At 72.1% G+C, this 15,588-nt stretch carries 15 protein-coding genes and 2 tRNA genes; 9 read left to right on the top strand and 8 right to left on the bottom strand.

The genetic code is table 11. From position 1 onward, the window contains the following. Window positions 1-91 precede the first annotated feature (91 nt). From I8N68_RS17775 to I8N68_RS17760, 4 genes are read right to left on the bottom strand one after another with little or no spacing between them, the layout of a single operon-like run. On the bottom strand, window positions 92-1,195 hold the full coding sequence (locus I8N68_RS17775; protein WP_234040022.1) for a hypothetical protein: 1,104 nt from the start codon (window positions 1,193-1,195) through the stop codon (window positions 92-94). Further along, window positions 1,192-1,908: a DsbA family protein gene (locus I8N68_RS17770; RefSeq protein WP_200211159.1), complete on the bottom strand. Its 717-nt coding sequence runs from the start codon at window positions 1,906-1,908 to the stop codon at window positions 1,192-1,194. Before I8N68_RS17770 ends, I8N68_RS17775 begins: the two co-directional genes overlap by 4 nt. Beyond that, window positions 1,901-2,425, bottom strand: coding sequence for a MauE/DoxX family redox-associated membrane protein (locus tag I8N68_RS17765; protein WP_200211158.1), 525 nt, complete (start codon window positions 2,423-2,425; stop codon window positions 1,901-1,903). The genes I8N68_RS17770 and I8N68_RS17765 overlap by 8 nt, the downstream gene beginning before the upstream one ends. A 31-nt stretch (window positions 2,426-2,456) precedes the next feature. After that, window positions 2,457-3,044 (bottom strand): sigma-70 family RNA polymerase sigma factor, encoded by a 588-nt coding sequence (locus I8N68_RS17760; protein ID WP_200211157.1) that lies wholly within the window; start codon window positions 3,042-3,044, stop codon window positions 2,457-2,459. Between the two features lie 108 nt (window positions 3,045-3,152). Here I8N68_RS17760 and I8N68_RS17755 point away from each other — a divergent pair, with 108 nt between their 5' ends. From I8N68_RS17755 to I8N68_RS34265, 4 genes are all read left to right on the top strand, one after another. Beyond that, window positions 3,153-3,797, top strand: a complete 645-nt coding sequence (locus I8N68_RS17755) for a zf-HC2 domain-containing protein (protein ID WP_200211156.1) — start codon at window positions 3,153-3,155, stop codon at window positions 3,795-3,797. A 44-nt stretch (window positions 3,798-3,841) separates the two neighbouring features. After that, window positions 3,842-5,524: a copper resistance CopC/CopD family protein gene (locus I8N68_RS17750; protein ID WP_200211154.1), complete on the top strand. Its 1,683-nt coding sequence runs from the start codon at window positions 3,842-3,844 to the stop codon at window positions 5,522-5,524. 19 nt (window positions 5,525-5,543) lie between these two features. Continuing rightward, window positions 5,544-6,269, top strand: a complete 726-nt coding sequence (locus I8N68_RS17745; RefSeq protein WP_200211152.1) for a YcnI family copper-binding membrane protein — start codon at window positions 5,544-5,546, stop codon at window positions 6,267-6,269. A 150-nt stretch (window positions 6,270-6,419) separates the two neighbouring features. Beyond that, complete coding sequence (locus I8N68_RS34265) at window positions 6,420-7,412, top strand: hypothetical protein (protein WP_200211150.1); 993 nt, start codon at window positions 6,420-6,422, stop codon at window positions 7,410-7,412. 155 nt (window positions 7,413-7,567) lie between these two features. Here I8N68_RS34265 and I8N68_RS17735 read toward each other — a convergent pair whose 3' ends face one another. Next, entirely contained in the window at window positions 7,568-8,815 is a 1,248-nt protein-coding gene (locus I8N68_RS17735) for a glycosyltransferase family 87 protein (RefSeq protein ID WP_200211148.1), read from the bottom strand. A gap of 73 nt (window positions 8,816-8,888) precedes the next feature. Between I8N68_RS17735 and orn the strand changes: the two genes are divergently transcribed. Both orn and I8N68_RS17725 read left to right on the top strand, forming a co-directional pair. Continuing rightward, on the top strand, window positions 8,889-9,479 hold the full coding sequence (gene orn / locus I8N68_RS17730; protein WP_200211146.1) for an oligoribonuclease: 591 nt from the start codon (window positions 8,889-8,891) through the stop codon (window positions 9,477-9,479). A 159-nt stretch (window positions 9,480-9,638) separates the two neighbouring features. Beyond that, window positions 9,639-9,711, top strand: a tRNA-His gene (locus I8N68_RS17725). 113 nt (window positions 9,712-9,824) lie between these two features. Here the strand turns inward: I8N68_RS17725 and I8N68_RS17720 are convergent. Both I8N68_RS17720 and I8N68_RS17715 read right to left on the bottom strand, forming a co-directional pair. Then, window positions 9,825-11,138, bottom strand: coding sequence for a L,D-transpeptidase (locus I8N68_RS17720; protein ID WP_200211145.1), 1,314 nt, complete (start codon window positions 11,136-11,138; stop codon window positions 9,825-9,827). 222 nt (window positions 11,139-11,360) lie between these two features. Then, window positions 11,361-12,623 (bottom strand): L,D-transpeptidase, encoded by a 1,263-nt coding sequence (locus I8N68_RS17715; RefSeq protein ID WP_200211142.1) that lies wholly within the window; start codon window positions 12,621-12,623, stop codon window positions 11,361-11,363. A 186-nt stretch (window positions 12,624-12,809) separates the two neighbouring features. Here I8N68_RS17715 and I8N68_RS17710 point away from each other — a divergent pair. Next, a tRNA-Lys gene (locus tag I8N68_RS17710) sits at window positions 12,810-12,885 on the top strand. A gap of 82 nt (window positions 12,886-12,967) precedes the next feature. Here I8N68_RS17710 and I8N68_RS17705 read toward each other — a convergent pair. Further along, complete coding sequence (locus I8N68_RS17705) at window positions 12,968-13,813, bottom strand: tyrosine-type recombinase/integrase (protein WP_200211137.1); 846 nt, start codon at window positions 13,811-13,813, stop codon at window positions 12,968-12,970. Between the two features lie 19 nt (window positions 13,814-13,832). Between I8N68_RS17705 and I8N68_RS17700 the strand changes: the two genes are divergently transcribed. Next, the gene (locus tag I8N68_RS17700; RefSeq protein WP_200211135.1) at window positions 13,833-14,393 is read left to right on the top strand and encodes a DUF5753 domain-containing protein; all 561 of its coding nucleotides are present in this window, start codon (window positions 13,833-13,835) and stop codon (window positions 14,391-14,393) included. A 100-nt stretch (window positions 14,394-14,493) separates the two neighbouring features. Continuing rightward, window positions 14,494-15,420, top strand: a complete 927-nt coding sequence (locus I8N68_RS17695) for a hypothetical protein (protein WP_200211133.1) — start codon at window positions 14,494-14,496, stop codon at window positions 15,418-15,420. Window positions 15,421-15,588 lie beyond the last annotated feature (168 nt).

Genomic DNA, 15,588 nt, shown 5'->3' with positions numbered 1-15,588 from the left:
CTCCCGCGGCCATCTCGCACTCGGTGTTCCGGCGCAAGGGGGCGAATGCCCGCGAATCAGCGACCCACCGTGCAGAATCCGGAGCCCGGGATCAGTGCGAGGTGGGGGTTGCCGGCGAATCCAGTGGCGGGCGGGTCCCGGCGCGGGAGGCGGCGTGGAGGCGGAGGATGCCGGCGCCGAGCGCGCCGGCGCCCGTGGCGAGGATGATCGTCACCAGCACGCGGGCGGCGGTGGCGGGCCAGATCAACGGGACCACCGAGCGGGAGAGCACGGCCACGTTGGCGAACCCGGCGAAGATCGCCAGGCAGGCGCCGGCCAGGGCGAGGGCGAAGTCGGCGGCCTCCCGGCGGGCCAGCGCATACCCGCCGGCGGCGATGGCGCCGAACCCGGTGAGCAGCATCCAGACCTGACCGTTGATCAGCCCGAGCAGCACTCCGCCCGCTCCGTCGGCCCCGGCGTCGAGTTCCCGGCCGATGGTGAAGGCCGCGGTGGCCAGTCCGCCGAGGGCGAGCAGGGCACCCACGCCGCGCAGTGCGCGTACCCCGGCGGTCGTGCCGGCGGGGGCGAGCCCGGCCGCCGCGACGGCGAGGAAGCCGAGGGCGGCGGCGACCCACCAGGGGTACGCGTCCGGCGGCGGCACCCAGTCCAGGGTGCCCCGGACCTCGACGGTCTCGCCGCCGGTGCGCAGCGGCACCACCCAGTCGCGGATCCGCTGCGGGCGCCCCGGGTCGACACTGACCTGGGCGGGCGGCGACGATTCGAGCCAGCGTGCCCGCTGGTCGTGCCAGCGCACCGACTGCCCCTCGGTGATCCGGTGCCAGACCGGGGTGGCGGCCGGATCGGCGTCGGGGGAGAGGTTGGTGTCGCCGGCGAGGGTCTGGTTGAGGTACGTGGCCGGGGAACGGCTGTTCTCGTACCCACCGCTGGGGCCGACCCGCAGGTACGGCTCCCCGGAGTAGCCGAGCACCTCGACGTCCCGCCCGGTCCGGTTGATCAGCTCCAGCCGGGCGCCCGCCTCCACGACCCGGACGGTGAGCCCGGGCCGGGCGGGGGCGAGCGCGGTCACCTCGGCCCGGTAGTCGGTGCCATCGGGGGCGTCCGCGCCGTGCGCGGCGGCCGGCGCGGCCAGGGTGAGCAGGGCGGCGAGCGCGGCGGTGACGACCACCCCGGCCCGGCGCAGCGGTACGGGGATCATTTGCCGGCCGCCGCCACCGCCGCCGTGATTCCCTGCGGGGAGCGGTCCTCGACGTCCTTGCCGTTCACCTTGATGGTCGGGGTGCCGGTGACCCCGGCCCTGCTCGCCTCGTCGGTGACGTGCTCGGTCCACGACCGGTACGTGCCCTCGCGCACGCAGGAGCCGAAGTCGCCCTTGTCCAGCCCCACGCCCGCGCCGATGTCGATCAGCTCGTCGTCGCTCAGGCCGGCGCTGCCCTCGGCCGGCTGCTTCGCGAAGAGCACGTCGGTGAACTCCTTGAACTTGCCGCCCTTGGCGGCGCAGCCCGAGGCGGCCGACGACCGGCTGGAGTACTCGGTCGTGGAGAAGCGGTTGAGGTAGGCGACCGGGTGGAAGACCACCTTCGCCTTGCCCTCGCTGACCAGTTGGTTGATCGTCGCCCCGCTGGTGTCCTGGAACTGCTTGCAGGCCGGGCAGAGGTAGTCCTCGTACAGGTCGATGGTGACCGGGCCGCCGCCGATCACGATGCCGGTGCCCGGGTCGTTGGCGCCGGGCGGGGCGGTGAAGCTGTCGGACTGCTGGCTGCGGAAGACGGACCAACCGATCAGTCCGGCGATCACCAGCACGACCACCGCGGCGACCGACGTCCAGAGGGTCCGCTTGCGCCGCTTCTCCCGGGCGAGCTGCTCGCGGACCACGCGCGCGGCTTCCCGCTGCCCCTTGCGACTACTCATCCTCGTCCTCCACGGGAGGTTCGCCCGCCAACCAGCCGTCCATGGAGACGGGCGTGCGGGGCCAGCTCAGCAGGAACCCGGCCAGTACCAGGAATCCCAGGTCCCGGAGGATCTCCGGGAGGTAGCTCGGGGCCTGCCCGGCGGCGAGCTGCCCGCCGCTGCCGAAGCACCCGCAGTCGATGGCCAGGCCGCGGCTCCAGGCCGAGGCGATGCCGGTGATGAAGACCACCAGCAGCGCCGCGGAGACCCCGGCGGCCAGTCGGGTCGCCAGCCCGATCAGCAGCAGTACGCCGAGCGCCAACTCCAGGAACGGCAGCGCGGCGCCGATCACGGTGGCCACGTCGTACGGCATGACCTGGTACGCGTTGACGGCCCGGCCGGAGGCGGCCAGGTCGTCGACCTTGGCGCCCCCGGCGACCAGCCAGACGGCGGCCAGGCCGAGCCGGGCGGCGGTGCCCAGCCAGGGCCGGATCGCGGGCCAGCGGGCGGCCCGGGTGCTCGCTGCTGTCACGGTCATTGGTCGTCCCGCTCCCGAGAAAAGTTCCGCGTCACCCGGCGAGCGCGTCGCCGACGGCCTCGACCAGGTCGCCGCGGGCCCGGGCGACGCGGGAGCGGATGGTGCCCACGGGCACCCCCTCCACCGCGGCGGCCTCCGCGTACGACAGGCCGAGCAACTGGGTGAGCACGAACGCCCCGCGCCGCTCCGCGGGGAGCCGGCGGACCAGGTCGGCGGCGCCGAGGTGGCCGGCCGGGTCCGGGTGCGGGCCGTCGGTGTGGGCGTGGGCGGCGAGCCGCTCGTCCAGCCGGCGGCGGCGCACCACGGTGCGCAGGTGGTCGGCGCAGGCCCGGCGGGCGATGCCGAGCAGCCAGGTGCGCGCGCTGGAGCGCCCCTCGAACCCGGGCAGCGCGCGGAACGCCCGCAGGTACGTCTCCTGGGTGAGGTCGTCGGCGCTGTCCGGGTCGATGAGCGCGGCGGCGAACCGCCACACCTCGGCCTGGGTGCTCCGGACGAAGGCGGCCTGCGCGACCGGATCCCCGTCGCGGGCGGCCAGCGCCCAGTCCGTGGCGGCGTCCCGCGCGGCGTCGCGGCCCGCCTCGGGGCGGCCGGCGGCGGTGTCGCGCGGGGCGGGGATCACGACAGACGAGGTTACGCGGCGTACCTGGACCGGGCAGGGCCCTTCGACCCTTTCTATGGTCCGGCCCACGTCGGGAACTTTTTCCCGCCCACCCCCGACTACCTGCTCATGAACTGCGACGACGTACGCGTGGCGCTGTCGGCGCGGCTGGACGGCGAGGACCCGCAGGCGCCGGCGGCGGCGCTGGAGGCGCACACCGGCTCCTGCCCGGCCTGCCGTTCCTGGCTGGCACGGGCCGAGCGGGTGACCCGGCTCACCCGGTTGCAGGCGGTCGACGTACCCGATCTGACCGCCCCCGTGCTGGCCGCCGTCGCGGCGGACCGGGCCGCGGCGGGGGACGGCGCCGCCGCCACCGTGCGGGCCCGGCGCCAGGTGCTGCGGGTGGCCGTGGCGGTGGCCGCGGTGGCGCAGTTCGCCATCGCGCTGCCGATCCTGCTGGCCGGGCTCGGCGTCGAGGCCGACCCGCACAGCAGCCGGGAGATGGCCTCCTTCGACGCCGCCCTCGCCGTCGGGTTCGCGCTGGCCGCCTGGCGGCCGGAGCGGGCCCGGGCGTTCCTGCCGGTGGCCCTGGTGCTGGCGGTCTGCCTGGCGGGCACCAGCGCGGTGGACATCGCCCGGTCCAGCACCGCGCTGGTGCACGAACTGGGCCACCTGGCCGCCGTGGTGCAGGCGGGCCTGCTCTGGGCGTTGGTTCGGGTCAGCGGGGAGCCACCGCGCCGGCTGCCCACCGCCTTCGCGCCGGGACGCGGGTGAGGCCGGGTCGCCGATCCCGGGTCCGGTCGGAGAGCATGATGGTCATGACTGCTGCCGTACGCCGCCGGCCCGGGGCCGTCGCCGACCGTCGCTGGCCCGCCCGGGTGGGCACCGCCGCCGGTTTGCTGGTCGCCCTCGTCGCCCTGCTGCTCGCCCCGGCCACCCCGGCGAGCGCCCACGCCGTGCTGGTCAGCACCAGTCCGGCGGCCTCGGCGGTGGTGCCCAGCGCGCCGGCCGAGGTGGCGTTGACCTTCAGCGAGGGGGTCCGCAAGGTGCCCGGCAAGATCCGGGTGATCGCCCCGGACGGCTCCCGGGCGGACCGGGGCGAGCCGTCCTTCGCCGGTGCGGTGGTGACGATTCCGGTGGACCCGTCCGGCCCGCGCGGCACCTACCTGGTGAGCTACCGGGTGATCTCCGCGGACAGCCACCCGGTCTCCGGCGCGTTCACCTACTCGGTGGGCGCGCCGTCGCCGCCGCCGGTCGACTCCGGCGCGGACAACCGCGCCGACCCGGTGGTCGGGGCCGCGGTCAAGGTGGTGAAGTATCTCGGCTACGCCGGCCTGCTGCTGCTGGTCGGCCCGGCCCTGGTGCTGGCCGCGCTCTGGCCGCGCCGGCTGCCCCGGCGCGGGCCGGCCCGGCTGGCCGGGGCGGGGCTGGGCCTGCTGGTCCTGGCCACCCTCGCCGAGCTGTGGTTGCAGGTGCCGTACACGGCGGGCGGCGGGCTGTTCGACGTGCCGTCGGCGGGGCTGGGCGACGTGCTGGGCAGCGCCTTCGGCACCGCCCACCTGGTGCGGCTGGGGCTGCTCGCGGCGGCGGCGTTCCTGCTCCGGCCGCTGTTCGCCGGGCCGATCGGCCGGACCGACGGCATCATCCTGGCGATCCTGGGCGGGGCGGCACTGTTCACCTGGCCGCTGGCCGGCCACCCGGCCGCCTCGCCGGCACCGGCGGTCTCCATCGTGGTGGACGCGGTGCACCTGGGCAGCATGGCGGTCTGGCTGGGCGGCCTGGTGATGCTCGCGGGGTTCCTGCTGCCCCGGACCGACGAACGCGAGCTGGGCGCGATCCTGCCGATCTGGTCCCGCTGGGCGGCCCTGGCGGTGGCGGCGCTGCTGCTCGCCGGCACGGTGCAGGGGCTGATCGAGGTGGCCACCCCGAAGGCGCTGGTCGACACCACATACGGGCAGCTGCTGCTCGCCAAGATCGTGCTGTTCGCGCTGGTGCTCGGGGTGGCCGCGTACTCGCGGGCGCTGGTGCGGCGGCGGACCGCCGCGGAACGCCCGACCCGGGTACGCCGGGCGATCTGGGTGGAGTTGGCGATCACCGCGGTGGTGCTCGGCGTCTCGGCGACCCTGGTGCAGACCACCCCGGCCCGGACCGCCTCCGCCGACGTGGCCGGTACGACCACCGGCTACTTCGCCGCCACGCTCGCCAGCCCGGTCGCCTCGGTCCAGGTCGAGCTGGACCCGGCCGAGCGGGGCAACAACTCCGTACACCTCTACGCCTACACCAAGGACAACCGGCCGCAGCCGGTGCAGGAGTGGAAGGCGACGGCGGCCCTGCCGTCGGCGGGGATCGAGCCCATCGAGATCCCGCTGCTACCGCTGATGGACAACCACGCCACCGGGGAGATCAACCTCCCGGCGGCAGGGCAGTGGCAGCTGCGCATCACCGTCCGTACCACCGACATCGACCAGGCCACGGTGACCGCCACCGTGCCGATCAGGTAGCGAAAGGGCTCTCACCCAGATGATCCGTCTCCGGCGTCCCGCACTCGCCGTCGCGCTCGCGCTCACCGCCGTCACCACCGCCGTGCTCGGCCTGGCCGGCCCAGCCTCGGCGCACGTCACGGTCAACCCGACGGAGGCGACCCAGGGGGGCTACGGCCGTTTCGCGTTCCGGGTGCCGAACGAGAGCGACACCGCCTCGACCACCAGGGTCGAGGTGGTGCTGCCGGAGAACGCCCCGGTCGGCTCGGTCTCCACCATGCCGGTGCCGGGCTGGACGGTGAAGGTGGAGAAGCGCAAGGTCGACCCGCCGATCGAGGTCCACGGCAGCCAGCTCACCGAGGCGGTGTCGAAGCTGACCTGGACCGCCGCCGCGAACGCCGGCGTCAAGCCGGGCGAGTTCCAGGAGTTCCCGGTCTCGATGGGCCCGCTGCCGCAGGCCGACCGGATGGTGTTCAAGGTGCTCCAGACCTACTCCGACGGCAACGTGTCGCGGTGGATCGAGGAGCCGACGCCGGGCGCGGAGGAGCCGGAGAACCCGGCCCCGGTGCTCGCCCTGGCCGCCGCCTCGCCGTCCGCGACGCCGAACGCGAGCGCCGGGGCGGCCACCCCGGCCGGTGACGACGACGACTCCGACGGAGCCGGCACGGCGCTCGGCATCGCCGGTCTGGTCGCCGGACTGGCCGGCCTGGTGCTGGGTGGGCTGGCCTTCCTCCGGACCCGGCGGGAGCCGGTGCCGCGGGCCTGAGCGGTGCCGTCATCGGCGGCCCGTCGGATCTTCCGGCGGGCCGCCGACCTTTCTGCGGTCCTTGGGATGCTTGCCGTGGATATCCGGTGAATGTGCGGTTCGCCTCGGTAAGGTCGGCCGGGTAATTGGCTACCGAGGGAGACGACACGAATGCGGTTCGTGCGAACGATCGCCGGCATGCTGCTGTTGACCATGGGAATTCCGGCGCTGTTGGCCGGCGGCGGCCTCTGGACCGTCGCCCGGCACGCCGATCCCGACGGCGGCTTCGGCGCCCGCTTCGAGACCGCCCGCACCCCGGGCCGGGCCATCGTGGTCACCGACGTGGACGCGCTGCTCCGCGCCGAGGCGCCGTTCGCGCGTACCGGTCAGGCCCGGCTCCGGCTGACCGCGCGGACCGCCGACGGCCCGGCCTTCCTCGGCCTGGCCCCCACCGACGAGGTGCGGCGCTGGCTCGCCCCGGTGCCGCACGCCACCGTGCGGCGGGTCGCGCTGACCCGGGGCCCGCTGCCGGTCCGGCTCGACCCGGCCGGCCCGGACACCGCCGGTGCCGTCCCGCCCGTGCCACTCGACCAGGACTTCTGGGTACGCCAGGGGATCGGCGCGCTGGAATGGCGCCCCGGCGAACTGGCGAACTCCTCGCTCAGCCTGGTGGTGATGCGCCCCGACGGCGGGGCCGACCTGGCCCTGGACCTGCGCGCCGAACTGCGGACGGGATGGCTCCCGGCCGCGGTGTGGGGCCTGCTGGTCGGCGGGATCCTGCTGGTGGTCCTGGCTCTGGTGGTGCTGTCGCGTCCGGTCCGCCTGCGCGAGGTGGTCTTCGTGGTCGAGCCGGACCAGGTCCCGGTGCTCGCCGGCCGGCTCGGCGTGACCTCGCTCAGTGGCCTCGGCCCGCAGAAGACCGCCGAGGGGCGCCCGCCGCTGGCCGACCGGCAGCTGGTCTCGGTCGGTCCGGCCCACGCCGGGTCGACCCGAGCTGCGATCGGCCCGGTGCCCTCCCGCCGGCCGGAGACCCTCGCCGACCTGCCGGGGAGCCCGGGGATGACGACGACCTGGTCCTGGCCGCCGGGGACGGCCGAGGAGACCGCCCGCCCGGCGCCGGTGGACCGCCCGGCGTCGCCCCACGACCGGGATGGCGACGGCTGACCCGACCCCGGAACGGCCGATGGCCCTCCGCGCTGCCGACGCGGAGGGCCACCGTCACCGGGGGATCGGTGCTACCTGGGAGAAACTTGAGGTAGTTGGGACCAGATTAGCGCCGATCGCCGGCGCTCGGAACATCTGTCCATTTGGTGCAAGTTTCAGTGCGCGGCCGGTATCGCGCGCCGGGCCGGCAGCGCCGCCAGCAGCACCAGGCTGAGCAGCACGTACGCGTTGCGGGCAACGAACTCGCCGGGGTTGTCCGTGCGAGCCGGGGCGACACCCCAGTCCTGGAAGGACACCACGCCGTAGATGATCACGAACGCGGTGCCGGTGGCCAGGGTGAACAGCCACCGGCGCTGCCGCGTCCCCTCGGCCGTGCCCCGGTCGGCGCCCAGCGCCGCGTCCACCAGCACCACCACGGCCGGGATGAACCAGTACAGGTGGTGCGTCCAGGTGATCGGGCTGACCAGACCGCCGACCAGCCCGGTCAGCGTCAGGCCGGCGAGCGCGTCACCGGCCCGGGCGGCGCGGGCGGCCCGCCACAGCCCGTACCCGGCGACCACGCCGACCAGCAGCAGCCAGGGGAGCTGGCTCGGCTTCTCCGGCGCGGTGATCCGGCTGAGCAGGCCGAACAGCGATTGGTTCCCGGTGTAGTCGGTACGCCCCACCCGGTCGGTCGCCCACAGCTCGTGGGTCCAGAACCGCCACGAGTCGGCCGGGGCGACCGCCGCCGCCAGCAGGGTGGCCAGGGCCGCGGTCCCGGCGGCCACCGCCGCCGCCCGCCAGCGCCGGGTGGCCAGGAGGTAGAGGATGAAGATGCCGGGAAAGAGCTTGAGCGCCGTCGCCAGCCCCACGCCCACGCCGGCCCAGCGCCGCCCCTGCGGTACGGCGAACAGCAGGTCGGCCAGGATCAGCACCACCAGCAGCATGTTGATCTGACCGAAGGTGATCGTCTCGCGGGTGCTCTCGACAGCGAAGACCAGCAGGACGGCGACCGTCACGGTGAACAGCCGGGGCAGGTCGTGCCGCGCCACCACCGGCAGCACCAGCCAGCGGGTCGTCACCACCAGGCCGATGCCGGTGAGGATCGTGAAGATCGCCACCGTGGCGCCGAGCGGCAGCAGCGCGAACGGCCGCAGCAGCAACGCGCTCAGCGGGGGATAGGTGAAGTAGAGCGCGCCCTGCACCCGGTCCGGCTGGACGTAGTCGTAGAGCGGGTTGCCGGCCGCCCACCAGTCCATCGCCCGCATGTAGATCTTGAGGTCGAAGAAGTCGTGCACCAATCCCGGCAGGTAGAGCGCCGGCAGCACCGCCGCGAGCGCCAGCACCGTGACGAGCCGGCGGACCGTAAGGCCGCCCGGGTCGTCCTCGGTGACGGCGGGCGGTGCGACGGGTTCGGCTGGCACGGAGAAACCCTAGCGGTCTGTTCCGGCCATGGTGCCGAGGCGCGGGCAGGTGGGCGGCGCGTAGGCTGATGCGGTGGCTGATCTTCTCGTCTGGATCGACTGTGAGATGACCGGGTTGGACCTCGGGCGCGACGCGCTGATCGAGGTCGCCGCGCTCGTCACGGACCCGGACCTCAACGTGCTGGGTGAGGGGGTCGACGTGGTCATCCACGCCGACGAGGCGGCGCTGGACGGGATGCCGGAGATCGTGCGGACGATGCACGGCAAGTCCGGGCTGACCGAGGAGGTGCGCCGCTCCACGGTCACCCTGGCCCAGGCAGAGGACATGGTCCTCGACTACGTCAGCACGCACGTGAAGGATCCGCGCAGCGCGCCGCTGTGCGGCAACTCGATCGCCACCGACCGGGGCTTCATCGCCCGGGACATGCCGCGCCTGGACGCCCACCTGCACTACCGCATGATCGACGTCTCCTCGATCAAGGAGCTCTGCCGGCGGTGGTACCCGCGGGTGTACTTCGGGCAGCCGCAGAAAGGGCTGGCCCACCGGGCCCTCGCCGACGTCCGGGAGAGCATCCGGGAGCTGGAGTACTACCGGCAGACGATCTTCGTACCGCTGCCCGGGCCGGACGTGGAGAGCGCCAAGGCCATCGCGGCCAAGCTCTGACTGCTTCCCGCCGCGGCCGGCGCGGCCGGCTCGGCCTCCGGTCGGCTCGCGCGGCCCTTGGGCCCGACCGGTGAGCCGGAACCCGGTGGACGCGGTCGGCCGGGGTGTGGCTATTATTAGTCCGCGCCCCGCCCGGCTCGTCCCGGCGCGGAGAGCATGGTGGCTGTAGCTCAGTTGGCAGAGCACCGGGTTGTGGTCCCGGTTGTCGTGGGTTCAATTCCCATCAGTCACCCGGTTCCGGAAGCCCCCTCCTTCGGGAGGGGGCTTCCGTCGTTTCGGGGTCCGGGGCGGGAAACGGCGGAGCCCCTTCCGCTCGGGAAGGGGCTCCGGTCGGTCACTGCCTGGTCAGGGCGTCGGCTCGGTGCTCGGCTCGTCCGTCGTGCCGGGCTCGGCGCTGGCGTCGTCGCCGGGCTGCGCCGGCGGCTCGTACGGCAGGGCGCTGCCCTTGACGTACTCGTCCCAGCTCAGGTTCCAGTCGGTCCAGCCGTTACCGTTCTGGAGCTTCCGCTCGGTGCCCTTGACCGTGATCGGGTCGCCCATCCGGGTGTTGGCGAAGAGCCAGGCGCCGTCGGCCATCGAGACGTTCACGCAGCCGTGCGAGACGTTCACCGAGCCCTGCTGCCCCTCGGACCAGGGCGCCGCGTGGATGAACTCACCGCCCCAGGTCAGCCGCTGGGCGTAGTCGATCTTCGTGCGGTAACCCTCCTCGGGGCCCAGCTCCTCCATGGTGTCGAAGACCGTCTTGCGGAGCTTCTCGATCACCACCATGGTGCCGCTGGACGACGGGGTGGTCTTCTTACCGAGGCTGACCAGGATCGTCTTGATCACCCTGCCGTCCTTGGTGACCGTCATCCGCTTGGTGCGGTTGTCGACGGTCATCACGAACGACGGACCGATCTTGACGTCGACGGTGAGGTCCGAACGGCCGTACCAGCCGTCGCCGAGCGGCAGGCCACCCGCCTGCACCCGGTACGACACTGTGGTGTTGGCCTTCCAGAACGTCTTGGGGCGGTAGCGGACCTCGGTGGGGCTGACCCAGTGCCAGACACCCTCCTGGGCCGGCTTCGCGGTCACCGTCATCCGGCGCTGGACGTCGTCCCGGTAGTCCTCCGGAACGGCCCGGCTGAACCGGATGATCAGCGGCATCGCCACGCCGACCACCTGGTTGTCGCCGAGGAAGCTGCTCACCCGGATCTGCTTGGCGGGCTGGGCCATGGTGGTGAAGCTGCTGGTCGCGGTGGCCGGCTTGCCGTCGTCGCCGGTCGCGGTCACCGTCGCGGTGTACTTCTGGCCGTACTCCAGGGCGCCGTCCGGGAGCCAGCTCTTCCCGTCCACGGCGAGCTCGCCGTCGACCTTCTTGCCCGCGGCATTCGTGAGCTCGACGGTGGTCTCCTGGGCGTCCTTCGTGGTGAAGGTGATGCCGGTGGAGGCCGGCACGTCGGCGGCGTCGGCCTTGGGCTCGGTGATGGTGGCGGACGCCTTCGGCTTGCTCTCCCCACCGCCCTGCCAGCTCGACGGCTTGCCGCCGTTGTCGCCGCCGCTCGTGCAGGCGGAGGTCAGCGCCATGGCGGCGGCGAGCACCACCGCCGCGACCACGCGGCGTCGCCCGCCGCGCCCGGCGGTCCCGCGCCGGGTCAGCTCGTCCTGGCCAGCTCGCATTGTTCCCTCACAGTCGTGGATCCCCGGTGCCATCGTTCCCTACTGACGCAGGAATTCGGGTACCCGTTCCCGGTAGTGAACCGGAACACCCCGACTATGATGTACCGAATTTGGTAACCTGCGACACTTCGCGAGTGGGGCTGGTCTCCAGCGACGGCGGCGGCGCTGTCGATCGTCGCGCCACCGTTGCCCGACGTGCCTGCCGGGCAACGGTACTCCCGCTCAGAAGGCCGGGCCCGCGCCGCCCTTCGGCACCGGCAGAGCACTGCCGGCCACGAACTCGGTCCAGCTCATGCTCCACGCGGTCCAGCCGTTGCCGGGCACCAGCCTCCGCGTGGTGCCCCGCACCGTGATCGGGTCGCCGACCAGGGTACGGTCGAACAGCCACCTGCCGTTCGCCATGGAGACGTTGACGCAGCCGTGCGAGACGTTCACGCGGCCCTGCACCCCCTCGGACCACGGAGCGGCGTGGATGTACTCGCCACCCCAGGTGATCCGCTGCGCGAAGTCGATCTTCGTGACGTACTGGTTGTCCGGATCCGCCTCGTCCCGGGTGTCGAAGACCGTCGACTCCTTCTTCTCCATCACCACCATGGTGCCGCTGGAGGAGGGGGTGCTCTTCTTGCCGAGGCTCACCGGCACGGTACGGATCAGCGTGCCGTTCTGGTACACGGTCATCTTCTTGCTGGCGTTGTCGACCTTCATCTCGAAGGCGCGGCCGATCTTGGCGGTCGCGGTCCGGTCGACGTTGCCGTACCGCCCGTTGCTCAGCGGGATGCCGGCCAGGGCCAGCCGCACGCTGATCTCGGTGCCCGGCTTCCAGTACTCGGGCCCCCGGTAGTACGCCTGGGTGCCGTTGTAGAGCCAGTGCCACGCCCCCGGCTGCGGCGGGTCGGTGCGGACGAACATCCGCTTCTGCACGGCCGCCCGGTCCTTCTTCGGGATGCCGGGAGAGAACTCGGCCACCACCGGCATGCCGACCCCGTAGGTCTTGCCGTCGAACATGTACAGGCCGGAGCCGATCATCGACTTCGGCTTGGCCATCGTGGTGAAGGTGCTGGTGCCCTCGTGGGTCTGGCCGTCCGTACCGGTGCCGGAAACGGTCGCGGTGTACCGGGTGGCGTACTTCAGCGGCGTGGACGGCACCCACGACGAGCCGTCGCGGCGCATCCGGCCCTCGACGGTCGTGCCGTTCGCGGCGGTGAGCACGACCTTCGACACCTTCCCGCCGCCGGGGATCGTCGCGCCGATCTCGGTGCTCACCGGCCGGTCGTCCGCCCCGTCGGCCGGACTCACCCGCAGCGGCGCGGCGGCCGGCTGCGGCGACGGATCGCTCACCGTGCCCTCGGCCGCCGAGACGCTGGCCGGCTGACCACCGGCGACGAACGCCGGCTGCTTCTGGTTGTCGCCGCACCCGGTCAGTGCCAGCGACGCCGTCAGGATCAGGGCCCCCACCATCGCCCCGCCCCGCGCGAACCTGCCCATCCCCACCTCTGTTCTCGCGTGCCTGGCGCACATCGTGCCCCATGAACACCCGCGCCTCGGTCCCGTCGATCAGCGGCCTGGGCGCTTTGTTCCGGTCTGCCCCTTAAGCTCGACCGAAGGGGGGAGCCGGGATCGGATTGGAACCCGGGTCAGGGGGCGTGCTAGTGTCTTCTCCGTTGCCAACGAGCGCCGCTAGCTCAACTGGCAGAGCAGCGGACTCTTAATCCGCGGGTTCGGGGTTCGAGTCCCTGGCGGCGCACCACTGAAGGCCCAGGTCACAGCCCATGTCGGCTGTGCCTGGGCCTTCCCGGTTTTCACCGGTACAGCCATCGGTACAGCCAAGCTCAACCGAAGAGCCGGTCGGCGGCCGCGTCCATGGCCGCCCGCTCGACCTCGGCCAAGACGTGTGCGTACGTGTTCATCGTCAACGTGATCTGGCTGTGGCCGAGGGTCTTCATCACCGTGCGGGGCGAGGCGCCCGACGCGAGAAGGAACGTGGCGCAGGCGTGTCGGAGATCATGCAGCCGTAGCCAGGGCAGGCCTGCACGCGCTCGTGTCGCGTGCCAGGCGCGGTCGACGTTGCGCGGCTCCATGGGCGTGCCGATCGTGGAGGCGAAGATCAGGCAGAAGTCCTGCCAGCGCTCGCCCGCCTGGAGCCGTTCGGCAGCCTGCCGGCGCCGATGGGCGCGGATGAGCGCCATGGTCTGTTCGGGAACCGGCACGGTACGCCGCGACCGATCCGTCTTCGGTTCCGAGAAGTGAAGCTGTCCGCCAGCGCGGAGCACGGTTTGCCGAACGGTGAGAGTGCCAGCCGCGAGATCCACGTCACTCCACCGCAGCCCGAGCAGCTCGCCGCGCCGCAGACCGACGGTCAGGGCACAGACCCACAGCGCTTCGAGCCGATCACCCCGGATTGTTTCGATCAGGCGCCGGGCTTCCTCGACCGTCAATGCCCGCCGCTCCTGTTGGCGGATCGACGGGGGCCGGACGGCAAGCGCGGGGTTGCGGTGCAACAGCTCCTCGCGTACCGCGTCGCCCAGGACATTACGGATCATGCCGTGAATGTGGCGGACTGTGGTTGCCGAAAGATCTGCGCTCGCCTTCGCGGCGAGGACGCGACGGATCATCGTCGGTGTGAGCTTGCTCAACGCCACGTTGCCGAGCGCCGGCCGAATGTGGCTCTCAATCAACCAGCGGTAGCCGCGAAGCGTGGACGGCCGAGTCCAGGACAGCTACAACCAGCTCGTCGCAGAGTCACGCCTCATTCGGCACTTCGAGACCGTCTACGTACCGGGCCTGCTCCAGACCGCCGACTACGCTCGCCGGATCCTCACCGAGATGGTCGAGCTGCACAACCTCGACATCGCCGACGTCGACGCCGCCGTAGCAACCCGAATGCAGCGCCAGCACCTCCTGTACGACACCACCAAGCGGTTCGAGTTCCTGCTAGCCGAGCCCGTCCTGCGGTGGCTCCTGTGCCCGCCCGACGTCATGCGCGGCCAGCTCGACCGGCTGCAAACCGTGGTCGGCGTACCGAACATCCGCTTCGGCATCCTGCCTCTCGGCGTCCAGCTCGCCACCACCCCGCAGAACTCCTTCCAGATGTACGACGACGTAGCCATCGTGGAAACCTTCGTCGGCGAGACGACCCACCGAGACGACGAAGCCGCGGCGTACGCCAAAGCCATGGAACGGCTCTGGAAGGAAGCCGTGACCGGAGAAGACGCACGGAGACTCATCGTGCGCGCAGCCCACGACCTCAGGAACTAGCTAGCCGGGGCTTGCCCCGGCCCGTGTCGCTGTCGGGCGTTCCTGGTCCATACACTGCGTCCCTCGGCTGCAGTGGTGATCCGGAGCGAGGGGGGTGTCGGTGGTCTTCGTGATGCAGAAGGTGTGGGAGCCGTCCACGACGGATCTGTCGGCGGGACGGCGCCCGCTGTGGTGGACCGTCGGCCCGTCCGGGACGCTTGCCGTCCTGTTCGTCGACCGACGTCAGTTGGAGCAGATTAGCTATATCAAAGGCTGGGTGGGCTGGGTTCCCGAAGTTCCCTTCGACGGCGTGCTCGTGATCCGTCACGCTGACGGATCGGTGCAACGCCGAACCTTCGAGGCCATCCCGAGGCGACCGAGCCACATCGCGCTCCTTCCGGATGCCCGGCTCCTGATTGCAGCAGGTCGCGCAGGCCGGGACGACTCGGGCGCGTGGGCGCCGAACGCCTCGGTGTTTTCCCTCGAAGGTGAGGAGCGGGCCAGCTTCTGCATCGGCGATGACATCGACGTTCTGGTAACCGACTCTGGTGGATCGATCTGGACGGCCTACGGCGATGAAGGTATCTACGGAGGTCATCCGCAATCAGCGGCTGGGCTTGCCGGCTGGGGCGATCAAGGCCAGGTCGTCTGGGCTCCGAACGGCCGGCTGCCCGAATGGCCACTGGCCGGTTGCGCCGCCGCCACCGAGGGCGACTGCGTGTGGTTGGCCTGGTACTCCAGCAACGGCAGCCGCAGCACCTTCTTGACGCGGATTACCCCTCTGACTGGTGAGGTGGCCAGTTGGCTCAGTCCCGTACCGTCTCCCGACGGGCTGGCGGTACGCGGCAACCATGCGATCCTGACCCGGCGGGTCCACAATGAGCGATCGACTGAAGTGTTCCGGGCCGAGTTGGTCGGCGCTTCCTGGGTCGTGACGGATCGGCACAAGGAGCAGGTACCCGGTCGTGTCGTGCTGCGGTGCGGCCAGGGCCGCGACGGCTTCCTGTGGCTTCGGACCGGTGATACCTGGCTCCGCATCGATGCCTGAGCGCGGAGACTACTGCGGCACCCACCGGGCTGGATGCCAAGCCCCGAGAAGTAAGAAAGATTGACCGAGGTGCACGGATCCGACTCGACCAGCGCGCTGAGGTGTCGCACATCAGCCGACGGAGGACAAGGCTTAACCGCGTCGCGTTGCCGAATTGACCTCTTAAGG

The sequence above is a fragment of the Micromonospora coerulea genome (assembly GCF_016598485.1).
In the GTDB taxonomy this organism is placed as follows: domain Bacteria; phylum Actinomycetota; class Actinomycetes; order Mycobacteriales; family Micromonosporaceae; genus Micromonospora; species Micromonospora coerulea.
Note: the sequence above shows the minus strand (reverse complement) of the source record. Positions and strands in the feature narration are given on the sequence as shown.

Bases quoted from the DNA above. Each gene is read 5' to 3' on its own strand.
- I8N68_RS17750 (WP_200211154.1), top strand. From the start codon at position 3,842: ATGACTGCTGCCGTACGCCGCCGGCCCGGGGCCGTCGCCGACCGTCGC.
- I8N68_RS17720 (WP_200211145.1), bottom strand. From the start codon at position 11,138: ATGCGAGCTGGCCAGGACGAGCTGACCCGGCGCGGGACCGCCGGGCGC.
- I8N68_RS34265 (WP_200211150.1), top strand. From the start codon at position 6,420: ATGCGGTTCGTGCGAACGATCGCCGGCATGCTGCTGTTGACCATGGGA.
- I8N68_RS17765 (WP_200211158.1), bottom strand. From the start codon at position 2,425: ATGACCGTGACAGCAGCGAGCACCCGGGCCGCCCGCTGGCCCGCGATC.
- I8N68_RS17770 (WP_200211159.1), bottom strand. From the start codon at position 1,908: ATGAGTAGTCGCAAGGGGCAGCGGGAAGCCGCGCGCGTGGTCCGCGAG.
- I8N68_RS17745 (WP_200211152.1), top strand. From the start codon at position 5,544: ATGATCCGTCTCCGGCGTCCCGCACTCGCCGTCGCGCTCGCGCTCACC.
- I8N68_RS17715 (WP_200211142.1), bottom strand. From the start codon at position 12,623: ATGGGCAGGTTCGCGCGGGGCGGGGCGATGGTGGGGGCCCTGATCCTG.
- I8N68_RS17755 (WP_200211156.1), top strand. From the start codon at position 3,153: ATGAACTGCGACGACGTACGCGTGGCGCTGTCGGCGCGGCTGGACGGC.
- I8N68_RS17775 (WP_234040022.1), bottom strand. From the start codon at position 1,195: ATGATCCCCGTACCGCTGCGCCGGGCCGGGGTGGTCGTCACCGCCGCG.